11 protein-coding genes, 2 tRNA genes and 3 pseudogenes are annotated in these 13,982 nt (G+C 72.8%); 4 read left to right on the top strand and 12 right to left on the bottom strand.

Annotated elements, in window-relative coordinates; genetic code table 11:
• Positions 1–247: 247 nt before the first annotated feature.
• On the bottom strand, positions 248–1,327 hold the full coding sequence (locus ACIRB4_RS25385) for an LLM class flavin-dependent oxidoreductase (RefSeq protein WP_403294463.1): 1,080 nt from the start codon (positions 1,325–1,327) through the stop codon (positions 248–250).
• A 102-nt stretch (positions 1,328–1,429) separates the two neighbouring features.
• Between ACIRB4_RS25385 and ACIRB4_RS25380 the strand changes: the two are divergent.
• The 3 genes and pseudogenes from ACIRB4_RS25380 to ACIRB4_RS25370 all read left to right on the top strand — a co-directional run.
• A pseudogene (locus ACIRB4_RS25380) lies at positions 1,430–1,537 on the top strand (L-cystine ABC transporter ATP-binding protein YecC); the annotation flags it as partial.
• 167 nt (positions 1,538–1,704) lie between these two features.
• Positions 1,705–2,463, top strand: a complete 759-nt coding sequence (locus ACIRB4_RS25375; RefSeq protein ID WP_403294462.1) for an IclR family transcriptional regulator — start codon at positions 1,705–1,707, stop codon at positions 2,461–2,463.
• Positions 2,464–2,572: 109 nt separating this feature from the next.
• Positions 2,573–2,646 (top strand) — tRNA-Lys (locus ACIRB4_RS25370).
• 52 nt (positions 2,647–2,698) lie between these two features.
• Here the strand turns inward: ACIRB4_RS25370 and ACIRB4_RS25365 are convergent.
• From ACIRB4_RS25365 to ACIRB4_RS25345, 5 genes are all read right to left on the bottom strand, one after another.
• Complete coding sequence (locus ACIRB4_RS25365) at positions 2,699–3,352, bottom strand: LuxR C-terminal-related transcriptional regulator (protein WP_403294461.1); 654 nt, start codon at positions 3,350–3,352, stop codon at positions 2,699–2,701.
• Positions 3,292–4,590, bottom strand: a complete 1,299-nt coding sequence (locus ACIRB4_RS25360; protein WP_403294460.1) for a sensor histidine kinase — start codon at positions 4,588–4,590, stop codon at positions 3,292–3,294. Before ACIRB4_RS25360 ends, ACIRB4_RS25365 begins: the two co-directional genes overlap by 61 nt.
• Before the next feature lie 131 nt (positions 4,591–4,721).
• Positions 4,722–5,312: a lytic polysaccharide monooxygenase gene (locus tag ACIRB4_RS25355; protein ID WP_403294459.1), complete on the bottom strand. Its 591-nt coding sequence runs from the start codon at positions 5,310–5,312 to the stop codon at positions 4,722–4,724.
• Positions 5,313–5,480: 168 nt separating this feature from the next.
• A complete protein-coding gene (locus tag ACIRB4_RS25350; RefSeq protein WP_403294458.1) occupies positions 5,481–7,226 on the bottom strand; it encodes an SPFH domain-containing protein in 1,746 nt (581 codons plus the stop codon).
• A gap of 897 nt (positions 7,227–8,123) precedes the next feature.
• On the bottom strand, positions 8,124–9,509 hold the full coding sequence (locus ACIRB4_RS25345; protein WP_403294457.1) for a peptidoglycan-binding protein: 1,386 nt from the start codon (positions 9,507–9,509) through the stop codon (positions 8,124–8,126).
• A 184-nt stretch (positions 9,510–9,693) separates the two neighbouring features.
• Between ACIRB4_RS25345 and ACIRB4_RS25340 the strand changes: the two genes are divergently transcribed.
• Positions 9,694–9,767 (top strand) — tRNA-Lys (locus ACIRB4_RS25340).
• Positions 9,768–9,837: 70 nt separating this feature from the next.
• On the opposite strand, the gene ACIRB4_RS25335 is transcribed toward ACIRB4_RS25340, so the two are convergent.
• From ACIRB4_RS25335 to ACIRB4_RS25310, 6 genes and pseudogenes are all read right to left on the bottom strand, one after another.
• Complete coding sequence (locus ACIRB4_RS25335) at positions 9,838–10,542, bottom strand: class F sortase (protein ID WP_403294456.1); 705 nt, start codon at positions 10,540–10,542, stop codon at positions 9,838–9,840.
• 12 nt (positions 10,543–10,554) lie between these two features.
• Complete coding sequence (locus tag ACIRB4_RS25330) at positions 10,555–11,250, bottom strand: PT domain-containing protein (RefSeq protein WP_403294455.1); 696 nt, start codon at positions 11,248–11,250, stop codon at positions 10,555–10,557.
• A 75-nt stretch (positions 11,251–11,325) separates the two neighbouring features.
• Positions 11,326–12,105 carry an HAD-IIA family hydrolase gene (locus tag ACIRB4_RS25325; protein ID WP_403294454.1) on the bottom strand — a complete coding sequence of 260 codons (780 nt, stop codon included), beginning with the start codon at positions 12,103–12,105 and terminating at the stop codon, positions 11,326–11,328.
• An 83-nt stretch (positions 12,106–12,188) separates the two neighbouring features.
• Positions 12,189–12,365: pseudogene (locus ACIRB4_RS25320) on the bottom strand (nucleotide pyrophosphatase); the annotation flags it as partial.
• Positions 12,366–12,367: 2 nt separating this feature from the next.
• Positions 12,368–12,918, bottom strand: a pseudogene (locus ACIRB4_RS25315) (GntR family transcriptional regulator); the annotation flags it as partial.
• A gap of 93 nt (positions 12,919–13,011) precedes the next feature.
• A complete protein-coding gene (locus ACIRB4_RS25310) occupies positions 13,012–13,977 on the bottom strand; it encodes a hypothetical protein (protein ID WP_403294453.1) in 966 nt (321 codons plus the stop codon).
• Positions 13,978–13,982: the final 5 nt, after the last annotated feature.

Raw genomic sequence — 13,982 nt, 5'->3', positions numbered from 1 at the left:
TCCGGGGAGTGCTGGGGGGTATGCCGTACAGGAGTTGAGGAAGTGATAGCCCCCGGGTGAACAGCGCGTCAATGGTCTGAACCAGATTGAGGACTAGACCAATTTGTCGAAGAAAGCCCTTGTCAGCGGCGCGCGGCACAGCGCGAAACCGCCCGCCACCACAGGTGACGAGCGGTTTAAGGTTCACTTAGGGATCCGCGGCCAGGTCGTTCGAGACTGAACCAACCTCGCGGAAAAACTCAGCTTCTCACTGCTCCGGAACGACTCCGTCCGGCAGCCCGTACGCGTCCGCGATCAACTCGTAACTGCGCAGCCGGGCTTCCCCGCCGTGCGCGTTGGCGGTGATCATCAGCTCGTCGGCGCCGGTCCGCTCACGCAGCTCGTCGAGGCCCTTGCGGACCTCTTCCGGCGTCCCGTGGACGACGTTCGCCAGCCAGCCGCTCACGAAGTCCCGCTCCGCCGGGCTGAAGGTGTACGCCTCCGCCTCCGCCGGTGTCGGGATGAGCCCCGGCCGGCCGGTGCGCAGCCGCAGCATGGACAGCGCGCCCGTGAGGACCTGGCGCCGGGCCTCGCGGGGATCGTCAGCGGCGAGCGCGGAGACGCCGATGAGCGCGTACGGCGCGTCGAGGACCTCCGAGGGCCGGAAGGAGTCCCGGTAGAGGTCGAGCGCCGGAATCGTGTTCCGCGCGGAGAAGTGGTGGGCGAACGCGAAGGGCAGACCGAGCGTGCCGGCCAGGCGGGCGCTGAAGCCGGAGGAGCCGAGCAGCCAGACCGGCGGGCGCCCCTTGGGGCCCTGCACGGGCCCGGGCACCGCGTGGATCCGCGCGTACGGGTGCCCGTCGGGAAAGTCGTCGTCCAGGAACCGGGTCAGCTCGGTCAGCTGCCGCGGGAAGTCGTCGGCGCCCTCGCCCGGGTCCTGGGTGCGGCGCAGGGCGGCGGCCGTGGCGCCGTCCGTACCGGGCGCGCGCCCGAGCCCGAGATCGATCCGGCCCGGAGCGAACGCCTCCAGGGTCCCGAACTGCTCGGCGATCACCAGCGGGGCGTGGTTGGGCAGCATGACACCGCCCGAGCCGAGCCGGATGCGGCGGGTGTGGGCGGCGAGATGGGCCAGGATGACGGCCGGCGAGGAGGAGGCGACGCCGGGCATGGAGTGGTGTTCGGCCACCCAGTGGCGGTGGTAGCCGCGCCGCTCGGCGAGCCTGGTGATCTCGACACTCGTGGCCAGCGCCTGCGTCGCGGTCCGTCCGCTGCCGACGGTCACCAGGTCCAGTACGGACAGCGGTACGGGCGAATCCCCGTGTGCCGTGCCCCGAATCGTGTCGCTCACCGTTGACGACCCTTCCGCGCGCAAAAGACATAGGTACGACGGAAGAGAACAGGAGGCTGTCTCCGCTTATTCCGAAGGTCTGCTGTTCACGTTGATCCGTGCGTGCTGATGTTCGATGAAGGACAGGTGATCGAGGCCGGTTCTCCGGAAAAAATCTTCTCGGCTCCGAAGCGCGGACGCACCCGTGAGTTCCTCGGCGCGGTGCTCTGACCTGAGGATCTGTGGGGCAAGTGTGCCTATGGCATATGCCAGAGTGGTGCGCCCCAGCGTACGGCGCTGGCGCGCCGCATGATTCTCGCCAACAGCCGCCCCCCAAACGGCCCTTGACGGCTATCGTGGTACAGAAGCTTGCGGTCACAACCTGGTAGGGGGAAACCGTGGCGCTGAAGCCCGAGCCCACCGCGCCGTTCCATTCGGTGCAATACGCCCTGCGCGTCCTTGAGACGGTCTCACGGCACGGTGGCGGGGTGACGGACGTCCAGATCGCTCGGGAGACCGGTCTGCCCGTCGCCCACCTGTCGTCCCTGCTGCTGATGCTCCGCCGCGAGGGGTACGTCGAGCAGGTCGCCGACGGCGCCTATGTCGTCGGGGACTCCCTGGTCCTCCTGGGCTCCGGCATGACCCGTCGCGAGGCCCTGGAGGGCAAGCTCCAGGAGACGCTGACCGAGCTGCGCGACTCCGTCGGCGCGGCCGTCTACATCAGCCGGTACATCGACGGCGAGGTGAAGATCACCCAGTTCGCCGACGGCCCGCGCACGCCCAAGGTCAACGAGTGGGTGGACTTCCGCTCCGCCGCGCACGCGAGCGCCGTCGGCAAGTGCCTGCTCACCCAGCTCGACCAGAACGGCCGCCGGGACCACCTCTCGCGCCACAAGATCGCCCGGCTCACCTCCCGGACGATCACCAACGAGAAGGTGCTCTTCTCCAAGCTGGACAGCCAGCCGCCGACCGTCCCGGTGCTCGACCTGCAGGAGTACGCCGTGGGCACGGTCTGCGCGGCGGTCCCGCTGACGGCGGGCGCGGCCGTGGGCTGCCTGGCGCTGTCCCTGCCGATCGAGCACGCGCACCGGCTCCGCTCGGCGGCGGACACGCTGAATCGCAGAGCCGCGCCCGTGGTGCTGTCACTGGCCATCTGAGCCGTCGGCGGGGACTGGTCCTGAGCTGGTCCTGGGGCCGGCCGTCGGCTGGTCCTGGGGCCGGTCAGGAGCACCCCGCGGGACCAGGTAGTATTTTCTCTGTCAGCAGGCGCCGCTAGCTCAGTTGGTTAGAGCAGCTGACTCTTAATCAGCGGGTCCGGGGTTCGAGTCCCTGGCGGCGCACAGACGGAAGAAGCCCCTCGCGCGAGCGAGGGGCTTCTTCGTGCTCCCGTTCTCACGCCCTCAGATAGGTCAGGACGGCCAGGACCCGGCGGTGGGTGTCCTCGGCGGGCGGCAGGTTCAGCTTCCCCAGGATGTTGCCGATGTGCTTGCCCACGGCCGCCTCGGTCACGACGAGCCGGCGGGCGATCTCCCCGTTCGAGTGCCCCTCGGCGACGAGACCGAGCACCTCGCGTTCGCGCGGGGTCAGCGCCTCCAGCGGGTCGCGGTGACGGCGCAGCAGCTGCCGTACGACCTCGGGGTCGACGACCGTACCGCCGGCCGCGACGCGGGTGAGGGCGTCCAGGAACTCCTCGACCTGGCCGACCCGGTCCTTGAGGAGATAGCCGACGCCGGTGCCGTCGCCCGCGTCCAGCAGATCGGCGGCGTAGGTGCGCTGCACGTACTGGCTCAGGACCAGGACGGGCAGCGCGGGGCGCTCGGCGCGCAGGGCGACGGCGGCGCGCAGCCCCTCGTCCTGAAAACCGGGCGGCATACGGACGTCGGTGACGACGATGTCCGGGTCGTGCGCGGCGACGGCCGGTCCCAGGGCGTCGGCGTCACCGACGGCGGCCACGACCTCGTGGCCGAAGCGGGCGAGGAGCCCGATCAGCCCTTCGCGGAGGAGGACGCTGTCCTCGGCGAGGACGACGCGGAGCGAGGCGGACACGGGATCTCCACTCGTAGGACGGTCGGACCGCCCGGGGGGCTGATGATCGTCAGTGTGCCATCGAGGACCGCGATCCGGTCCGCGAGTCCGGTGAGACCGGTGCCGCGGGCCGGGTCGGCGCCGCCGCGCCCGTCGTCGTGGATGTCGACGCGGAGGGTCCCGTCCTCGTACCGGGCGGTGATCCGGCCCTTGGCCGCGCCGCTGTGCTTGCCGATGTTGGCGAGGGCCTCGCGGACGACGAAGTACCCGGCGGACTCGACCGCCGCGGGCAGCCGGGGCAGCGCGGTGCCGCTGTCGACCTCGACGGGGACGGCGGAGCGGTCGGCCGCGTCGGCGAGGGCGGCGGCGAGACCGTAGTCGGCGAGTACCTGGGGATGGATGCCGTGAATCAGCTCGCGCAGCTCGGTGAGGACCTTGCCGGCCTCGGAGTGCGCCTTGCCGAGCTGGTCGGCGAGCGGTCCGGGCGGGGCGTCCAGGCGGGCGAGCCCCAGGGTCATGGTGAGGGCGACGAGGCGTTGCTGGGCGCCGTCGTGGAGATCCCGCTCGATCCGGCGCCGCTCGGCCTCGAAGGCGTCGACGAGGCGTGCCCGGGAGGCGGTGACCTCGCCGATACGGTCCCGCAGCTCGGTCTCCCGGGGCGCGAGCAGGGCCCGGGTGAGAGCGGCGCGGGCGCCCGCGAGCGCGGCGAGGGGATAGAGGAGGGCGACCAGGAGCACCGCGCCGACGAGGGCGGCGGCGAAGGCCTGCGGCTGGGAGGTGACCAGGAACGTCTTGACGACCTTGGTCTCCTCACCGTCGAGGGCGAGCAGGAGGGGCGTGCCGATCAGGGTGGCGGGGAGCCCGAGGGCCACCGCCGACACGATCAGGTCGAGCGGCCACAGGACGGTGGCGTGCAGGACCGCGTACGCCAGCTCCCGCCAGGTGGCCTGCTCCCGGACCCGCAGCCGGAGCCACGCCGCCAGGCCGGGGGCGTCGGGGACGCGGTGCGGGTCGGCGGCGGGGTCGCGGTCGACGATCCGGAGCCGTCGCCGCTCGACGCCCCCGAGGGCGACGCCCGCCAGGAGGAGCAGGGGCAGCCCGACGAGGACGGTGGAGAAGACGACGAGCAGGAGGAGCACGAGGAGCGCGGGCAGCCCGGTGACGACCCCGGAGACCAGATATCCGGCGGACCGCCAGGGCCAGCTGCCACGGGGATACCCGCTCCGGGTGAGGGCCTGCCAGGGGTTTCGTGGCTCCATGCGCCACACGGTAGGGGGCGGCGGTGGGGCGGGGCCATGGTGGTGGGGGGTGTACGGAGGTGGGGCTGGGACTACCCCGGGGAGCGGGCGGCCCCCGTGAGGGCCGCCGCGCTCAGTCGACTGACGCTGACTCAGAACTGGACGTCGGAGCAGGCGTAGAAGGCGTTCGCGGTGTCCGCGATCGTCCAGACCGCCAGGATCAGGTGCTTGCCGGTCTTGCCGGCCGGGATGGTCCCGGAGTGCGAGAGCGTGGCCGGCGGCTGCTGACTGTTGTACGGGACCGTCAGGAAGGGCTGTGAGTCGAGCGCGGCCCGGGTGAGGGGCTTGGTCCGGTCCCAACCGTTCTTGGTGATGTAGTACCGGAAGTCGGTGGTGCGGTGCCGGGCGGTGAACTGCCAGCGGAAGCTGTAGCTCTGGCCCGCGGTGACCCGGGTGGCGGGCCAGTTGCCGCCGCGCGGGTCGTCGAGCTGGGCGAAGTGCGAGAGTCCGGCGGAGCAGAGCTTTCCGTCGGCGGGTCCCCCGGACGGGAAGCCCTTGGGCCCCTCGACGGACTGCGGCTCCCATTGGATGGAGCCGCAGTTGGTGACCGTGCCGTTGGCGCAGAGCTTCTGCCTGCTGATCGGGGAGTCGGTGTAGCCGTGGCTGCCGGCGCTGCCGGTGGCGAAGAGGGAGGCGCCGGCGACGCCGAGCGCCACCGCCGCCACGCCTATCTTTTTGCGCATGCTGTCGCTCCTGGTGAACGTGGGGGAGTTCGATGAGCCGTGCTGCACGCGGGCGACGGTGGTGCGGCGGTGCGGTCGTGCGATACGTACCGTCGTTCCGCGGTGGTGCCTATTCCGGTCTAGACCAAGTACCAAGGTATGGACGGAAGTTGAACATGTCCATACCAGTCACGCTCCTTCTCCGGCGTGGGAGCGACCGGTGTAGAACGCCACCGTCAGGTCCTTGACCAGCGACTTGCGTTCGTAGTCGTCCAGCTCGACGAGACCACGCGTGGTCAGCCGGTGGACCACGTCGTCCACCGCGTCCACGACGGCCGTCAGGACACTGTCCCGGTGTGCGGCATCGAGCGCGGCGACCCGGCGGCGCTGCATCGCGGCGGCGATCTCGGGGGCGTACTCGATCCGGGTCGGCTGCGCCGAGAACACGTCGATCCCCACCGGCGCGCACTCCGCGGAGAGCATCCGGGTCAGGGCCTCGCCGACCGCCTCCGCGTCGCGCAGGGTCGGGGCGTCCTCGTGGAAGGCGTCGGCCGGCAGCTGGGACAGGACGCGGGCCATCGCCGCCTCGACCTGCTCGCGCAGGTACTCCTCGTGGCCCTCGACGCCGAGCGCGGCACGGACGGTGTCCCGGATGCGCCAGACGACGAGGACGACGACGTTCAGGGCGGTCCCCTTGGCGTCGACCGCGGAGAGCGGCTCGCTGCGCCAGTGGCGGAGGCGGACGTCGACCCGGCGGCGCAGCAGGAGCGGGCTGGTCCAGACGAGACCGGTACGGCGGACGGTGCCGCGGTAGTCGCCGAAGAGGGTCAGGACCCAGGCGTAGCCGACGCGGCCGCGGCCGAGACCGCCGAGGGAGAACAGAACGGCCAGGACGCCGAGGGCGAGAAGGGCCCACTGGCCGAGGTGGATGCCGTAGTACGGCCGCGTGGGCAGCCGGAGCATCCGGGCGACCTCATCGGGCACGGCCCCGGTCCACCACAGGACGGCCGCGCAGCCGGCGAGCGCCAGGAGCCCGCCGACGACCCCGATCCAGCCGGGCAGGACGGGGCCGGGGCGCTCGACGAGCTTGGGGTCGGCGGTGGGCGCGGGGCGGGAGGGCTCGAACCGGGCGGGGCTGGGAATGATCGCCTTGGGAGAGGAGGGCGTGGAAGCCTTGTCGGCTAGGGGGCGCATCATGGCGACGGTGGCGGGGCCGCCGTCGTCGTCGACGCGGAGCACGTTGAGCGCGGAGGGTTCGGGCTCGTCGCGGAAGAGGAGGTGGACGGGGATCGACCCGGTCGTCTCGTTCCCGATGACCGTCTTGCGGCGCGCCCCGACGCGGGGCGGGACGTGCGCCGTCCGCGCCGGGTCCGCTTCGGCGGCCACGGGCACGGCGATCACACCGACCTCCGCTCCGGCGATCCGCCGCACATCGTCCGCGCCGGCCGGCGCGGTGGGCCTTGCGGGCTTCGGAGGCGCTGTGGTCCCCGCGTCGGGACCGGACCGGTTCGAGTCCGTCACGGTGGTGGCTCCGACCAGGACTTTCCCGCCGACACCCGCCGAACCGGCGGGAGCCGATCCGGACGGGCCGGCCGGGGGCACGACCGCCCGGGCCTCCGGCCCCGGTGCCGCGGCCGGTGGGGACACCGGCCCTTGCGGGCCGACAGCCGGGCCCGCCGAAGCCGACGCCGGTGCGGACGCCGCCCCCTCAGGACCGACCCGTGGTCCCGCCATGGGACCCGAACCGGCCGACGCCCGGGCCGGTGAACCAGCCGGGATGGTCTCCTGCCGGCCCTCCGGGCCGGCAGCCGGGCCCGACGCGGACGCCGCCCCAGCGCCTGGGCCGGTCGGGGCAGTCGCGTGGGTCGGGGTCGCCGGGCTGGCCGTGGCGGCCGCGCCGCCCGGGGCAGTGTGGCCGGTCGACGCAGTCGGCACAGCGGGGCTGACCGTGCCAGTGGGACAGGCCTGGCCAGCCCGGGCGACCGGCGAAGCCGGGCCGACCGTTGCGGTCGGGGCAGTCGAGCCGACCGTGCCCGACGGGGCAGTCGGGCGGCCTGTGCCAGTGGGGCCAGCCAGGCCCGCCGGGCCAGGCAGGCCGGGGCTCACTTCGGCGCTCGCGGCGTCGGCGGCGGGCGGGCGGACGGCGTCGGGGACCTGGCCGGGAGCGGACGAGGCCGTGGCACGGGCGTGCGAGGCCGCGCCCGGGGCCTGGCCAGAGGCGGACGGGACCGCGGAGGGGGCCTGACCAGAGGTGGGCGAAGCCGTGGCGAGAGCCTGGCCAGAGGGGGACAGAGCCGCGCCGGGGGCCTCCCCCGAGGCAGACGGTGCCGATGTAGGCACCTCGCCCGAGGCAGACGGAGCCGTGCCCGGGACCTGGCCAAAGGCGGACGGAACCGTGGGCGGAGCCTGCCCAGAGGCGGACAGGACCGCACCACGGGCCTCCCCACAGGCGGATGGCGCCGCGCCAGGGGTCTCCCCACAGGCGGACGGGACCGCGTCAAGGGCCTCTCCCGAGGCGCACGGGACCGCGCCAGGCACCTCGCCAGAGGTGGGCGCAGCCGCGCCCGGGGCCTCCCCCGAGGCAGACGGCGCAGCGCCACCGACCTCCCGCGAGGCGAACGGCGCCGCGCCACCCGCCTCGGCGGCCGGTTCCTGGCCGACGGGAGGACCGTGTTCCGGGCGGGGCTTCGGCCTTGAGGCGCGGAGTTCGTCCGTCAGGCGTCTCGCCGTACGGGCCGCGTCGCGGGAGGCCGCCGCGCCGGTGTCCCCGGGCGGCGGGCCCAGCGGATTCGGGGTCGATGGGGTCATTCGGTCCACCTCATGCTCTCGGGGTCATCGGAACAGGCGCCGCCAGGTCTCCGGGCCCGGGAAGCCGTCGGCCGCGCCGCCGCGCCATCCCTGTGCCCGCTGGAACGCCTCGACATTGCGACGGTCCGCCTCCGACCAGCGCGGACCGGGACCCGACAGGTAGTGCTTGCCGTAGCCCCGCTTCACCAGCTGCTTGCCCAGCTTCTCCACATATGCGTTGGACTGGCCCGGACGGAAGTAGCCACGCCCGGGAAACGCCGGAGCATGCGCGCTCGAACCGCCCGAACCACTCGAACCGCCGATGTCCTTGCCCTGACCGGACACCAGCAGCCGCCAGGTGTGCGGGCCGGGCAGCCCGTCGGCCTCCTTGCCCTTCCAGCCCTGCGCCCGCTGGAACGCCTGGGTCGCCCGGAGGTCCGCGTCGCTCCAACGCGGCCCGGGCCCCTTGCTGTAGTACCGCTTGCCGCCCCGGTCCACGAGCAGCCGCCCGAGCTGGGTGACGTACGCGTTGTTGGCGCCCGGCCCGAACTTCGCCGCCCCCGGGTACGGCGTCGCCACCGCTCCCGACCCGCCGCCGGTGCCGCCTCCGCCGCTGACCACTCCTCTGTAGCGGTAGGCCACATAGCGGTCGGAGTTGTTCCAGTACGCCATGGGCGTGGCCTGCTTGCGGGTGCGCGGCTTGGTCTGCTCGTACGCGACGTAGGACGAGTGCGTGTAGTCCGTCCAGCCGCCGAAGATCGTGACGTGCGAGCCCTTGGTCGGATTGGCCGGGTTGTGGAAGAGCAGGATGTCGCCCGGCTGGAGCTCGGTGCGGTCGATCCGCTCGCCGAAGCGGTCGAGGCTGCCGGTCCACTCGTTGGCGCGCAGGCTCCACGCCATCGAGATGTAACCGGAGCAGTCCTGGCGGTAGCCGTCCGACCAGTACCGCTCCATGGAGTACGGGACCTGGACGTTCACCCACCGCTTGGCGCGGTTGATGATCTCGGAACGGGTGGTCTTCCGCAGGGAGGCGGTGGAGATGTGACTGCCCGTCGGAGTGGAGACGGGGGACGGCTGGGAGCCGGGACCGGGGGCTCCGTGCAGCGGACCGGCGCCGCCCTGCGGAGTGTCCGCCGCCGGATCGGGCGTGGCCGCGGTCCTCGAGGCCTTCGCCTTCGCCGCGCTTGTCCCGGCCGCTCCCGTCGTGAGGTCCGCCGGCTCGGGTGGTCGGGCCAGCGCGCTCGCTCCCCCGCCCCCCATGACCACACCCGCCGCCGTCACCAGGACCAGTGCGCGGCGCGCTCCATGCGCCGCCGGGTGACCGCCCGCCCGAACGGGCAGGCCAAGGGCAAGATCGCGCCGCTGCTGGGCGCAGCCCGCGCAGCCGCAGTCGGCCGCGGGCTCGTACTCCTCGAATACCGGCACGCTCATGCGATTCCCCTCCACACTCGTCAAGATCTTTTGGCGCTGTTGCACGGGCGTCAGTGTCTCAACTGTCTGGACATATCGCATTTTGACGGATCGAAGATAAAAAAGGACCATCCGACAGGCCGGGAACGGCGAGGAATGGTCAGGAGCACTCCTGGCCATCGGGTAAAGTTATGCGGGTCAGCAGGCGCCGCTAGCTCAGTTGGTTAGAGCAGCTGACTCTTAATCAGCGGGTCCGGGGTTCGAGTCCCTGGCGGCGCACGCACAGTCGAGGCCCCCTCACCGATGGTGAGGGGGCCTCGTCGTCTGTCCGGTGTCGTTGCCCTGGGTTTCAGGGCTTCGCCACGCCGGTGAGGTACGCGGAGACGACCACGTTCGCCGTGTAGGTGCCGGTCCCGCGGTCGAAGGTGCCGCCGCACGTGATCAGCCGGAGCTCGGCCCGGCCGGCTTGGCGCTGCCCGTAGACCTCGTGGGGGTCGAAGCGGTCACGAGGGACGACCTGGACGTCGTCGATGGTGAACTCGGCGACCGAGCCGTCCGAACGGGTTACGTGGACCTCGGCCCCCGGGCGGGCCGCGCTCAGCCCGTAGAAGACGGCCGGCCTCGTCTCCGTGTCGACGTGGCCGACGATGAGGGCCGCACCCTCCCCGCCCGGCCGGGCGCCGCGCTCGTACCAGCCGACGGACCGCGCCATCTCGTAGGGCGGCGCGTCCACCGCCCCCGTACGGTCCAGGCCCCGGGGCACGACCGGTGCCACGATGCCCAGCGAAGGGATCTCCACCCGGCGCGGCTCGGCCGAGCTCAGCGGGGTGTGCGCCGGCGGCAGGGGGACGCCGAGCGGGCGCCCGACGGCGGCGATGTCACCGTGCGTCGGCGCGGAGCTGCTTCCCGGTCCGTCGGTGATCTCGCGGCCCCAGAGCCAGAGGCCCAGGAGCAGCAGCGCCCAGGCGACGCCGGTCAGCGCCCGCCCGTTGCCGGGCCGTCCACTGCCGGGCCGTCCATTGCCCGCCGCGCGGCCTCCCGGTCCGGAGGACATGGGGTCGGCACCTCAGTCCGCGTCCGGAGCCGGGCCGGTGCGGTGACGGCGAGCGCTGCGGAAGGCGACGGCCACCGCGGCGGCCGCGGCCAGACCGAGGCCGACCAGGGTGTACGGGGTGCCGAGGCCGTCGTCGGTGACGGTCTGCGCGACACCCGGCGCCACCGGGGCGGCGAAGACCGCGGCACCGCCGCCGCCCGCGCGGACCGGGGCGACGGGGCTGGCGTGACGCGTGGGCTTGTGCGTCGGCTTGTGCGTGGGCTCCGCGTGCGTCGGGCGGTGCGTGGGCTGATGGGTCGGCTTGTGCGTCGGCTTGTCCGTCGGCTTGTGCGTCGGCCGATGCGTGGGCTCGTGGCGCTGGACACGGATCGTCCCGACATCCCGGTGCTCGTGTCCGTCACAGGTCACGGCCACCTTGTACGTACCGTCGCCGAGCTTCGACTTCACGGTCGTGTCGCCGACCAGGCGGGAATCATCACCGCCGCGGCCCGTCAGCTCGGCGTCCGCGACGAAGGCCTTCGACGTCGCGGCCCCGGTCGTGCTCCTGCACCCCTGGACCCGGATGTCGACATCGGTGCCCGGCCGGACGGTGGACGGGATGACGGTGACCTTCACTCCGTCGTGGGCGTGCGCGGTACCGGTCGTGGGTGCCAGTACGAGCGCGGCGGCCGCCCCTGCGGCACGGAGAGCAATGGGACCTGAACGCATCGTGACCTCCTGGTACTGGCCAGGGTCACCCGATTCCGTCCGTCTCGCATCCGCAGGGGGGCGGCCAGGGGACCTCTACACGCGGTCCACGATGTCGGCGATCGACTTCACGATCTTGGACGGGCGGAAGGGGTAGCGGTCCACCTCCGCCTGGGTCGTCAATCCGGTGAGCACCAGGAACGTCTGCATCCCCGCCTCCAGGCCGGCCAGGATGTCGGTGTCCATCCGGTCGCCGATCATGGCGCTGGACTCGGAGTGGGCGCCGATGGCGTTGAGCCCGGTGCGCATCATCAGCGGGTTCGGCTTGCCCGCGAAGTACGGGTCCTTGCCGGTGGCCTTGGTGATGAGGGCGGCGACCGAGCCGGTGGCCGGAAGGGGGCCTTCGAGGGAGGGGCCGGTCTCGTCGGGGTTGGTGCAGATGAACCGGGCACCGGCGTTGATCAGACGGACGGCCTTGGTCATGGCCTCGAAGGAGTACGTCCGGGTCTCGCCGAGGACGACGTAGTCCGGGTCGTGGTCGGTCAGGACGTAGCCGATGTCGTGCAGCGCGGTGGTCAGCCCGGCCTCGCCGATGACGTAGGCGGTGCCGCCCGGGCGCTGGTCGTCGAGGAACCGGGCGGTGGCGAGCGCCGAGGTCCAGATGTTCTCCACGGGCACGTCCAGGCCCATGCGGGCCAGCCGGGCGTGCAGGTCGCGGGCGGTGTAGATCGAGTTGTTGGTGAGGACCAGGAAGGGCTTCCCGGTCTCCCGCAGCTTCTTGATGAAGGCGTCGGCGCCGGGGATCGGGACGCCCTCGTGGATGAGGACGCCGTCCATGTCGGTGAGCCAGGATTCGATCGGCTTGCGCTCTGCCATGTGCGGGGGCTCCTGCCGTACAGAAATCGTGCGGTGTGCTGGGTGGCGCCGCGACAGCGCTGTGGCGACGCCCCCCACCCTAATCAGGAAGCCTGGATCCTCACCCCGTCGATCACCCAGTACCAGTCGTTGGACCCCGTGTAGCGGAAGCGGAAGCTCACGCTGGATGCCCCGGCGGGGACGCTCACGCTCAGCGACTGGGGCTGGGAGATCACGTCGGAGGTGTAGCTCTTGACGAGGGTCGGTGTTCCGCCGTTGAAGCGCCGAGCCGCTCGCGGAGGTAGGCGTAGAAGGAGGAGTCGGGGTCGAAGTCGGTGTCGAGGCGGGGCGCGCGGGCCTCGGAGACGTACGTGCTCTCCAGGCCGACCCGTTCGTCGTCGGCGAGGAGCACCCGCTCCATGTGCCAGACGGGTTCGCCGCGTTCGGCCGCCGGCGAGCGTGTCGGGGCAGGGAAACCGGTCGAGGGAGACGAGCGTACGGCCCGGGCGACGGCCCTGCCGGCGCACGCGCTCGGTGTAGCTGGCGAGCGACAGCGGCTGCTCCCGCTTGCGCCCGGCGACGACGGTCCCCCGGCCCTGCCGCCGGAGCCGCCCTTCGAGCAGCAGCTCCCGCAGGGCCTGCCGGACGGTCTCGCGGGAGACCTCGTAGCGCAGGGCGAGCTCCCGCTCGGTGGGCAGCGAGCCCCCTCCCCCCAACTCGTCCGGCAGTGCGGCGACTTTCGCCTTGACGGCGTAGTACTTGGGGATGCGCCCGTGCTCCCGGAATGCCGGATCGGACGGGGGAGCCGGGTGCCTGGTCGTCCGGGTAGTTCACCGGCCGATGGTCGCAGATGGGCGTGACCGGCGGGGCGGGGGGTTTGGCGGCGGAGGAAGGGGGGCGGCGGGCCCCCGCAGCCTCCGGTGGCGGTCAGGCGCTCGGCTGCCGGCCCGGCGCGGGCGGTGCGTTCCCGTCGCGTCGGCGGCGGGCCCCGGCGGCGGTCAGGGCGGTGCCGGTGAGGAGCAGCCCGCCGGCGGCGGAGGTGAGGGCGACGGTGGCGGCCGACTCGTCTCCCGTCTGGGCGAGTTCGGGCAACGGGCGGGTCGGCGGCAGGCCGGTGTCCCCCTTGGGAGGGGGACTCGCTTCCAGCGGCGGCGAGGATTCCCGTACGTCCTCGGCCTCGCCTTCGGCCGTGATGGTGAGGCGGTAGTCGGCCGACTCCCCGACCCAGTCGCCGTCGTCTCCCTTGCGCTGGACGATCGCCGCGTTGGCGACGACCTCGTTGGGCGCGGTGTCGGCGCGGAAGGCCAGCCGGACGGGCACGGTGACCTTGCGCCCCGCCGGGACGGCGAGGCCCGGGAAGTCGGAGAAGACGCCGACGCACTCGTCCTCCTCGGTCCCCTCGAACCGGACAGGTCGCCAGCGGCGCGCCTCGGAGTCGTAGAAGTCGAACTTGATCTGGGCGGGTTCGAGGACCCGGTCGCGGTCGGCGAGGACCAGGACCGGGTGGATGCTGTGGCAGGGCTCGGTGGTGGTGTTGGTGAGCTCGACGTTCCAGGTACGGAAATCACCGCCGGGGACGTAGTCGGCGGGGCCGCCCTGGACGCGGGTGTCGATGGGGAAGTCGGGGTCCGACTCCTTGCCGCAGCTGGGAGGCGTGTCGCGGCGCTCGGCTCCTGGACCGGCGCCGGGGCTGGAGCGGGGGCCGAGGCCGGGGCTGGCGCCGAGACCTGAGCCGGGGCCGGGGCTGGCGGCGGGGCCCGGCGCCGGGCCGGGCTCGGCGGAGACCGTGGCCGGGGCGGAGGCCGCTGAGGCGGGGCCGGTGGTGAGGGCGAGCACGGCGGTTCCGGTCGTCGCCGCGGTCACACCGAGGGCGAGGGCGTTGCGCAGTCGCATGGGAC

It is taken from the genome of Streptomyces sp. NPDC093600, assembly GCF_044764755.1.
GTDB lineage: Bacteria > Actinomycetota > Actinomycetes > Streptomycetales > Streptomycetaceae > Streptomyces.
Note: the sequence above shows the minus strand (reverse complement) of the source record. Positions and strands in the feature narration are given on the sequence as shown.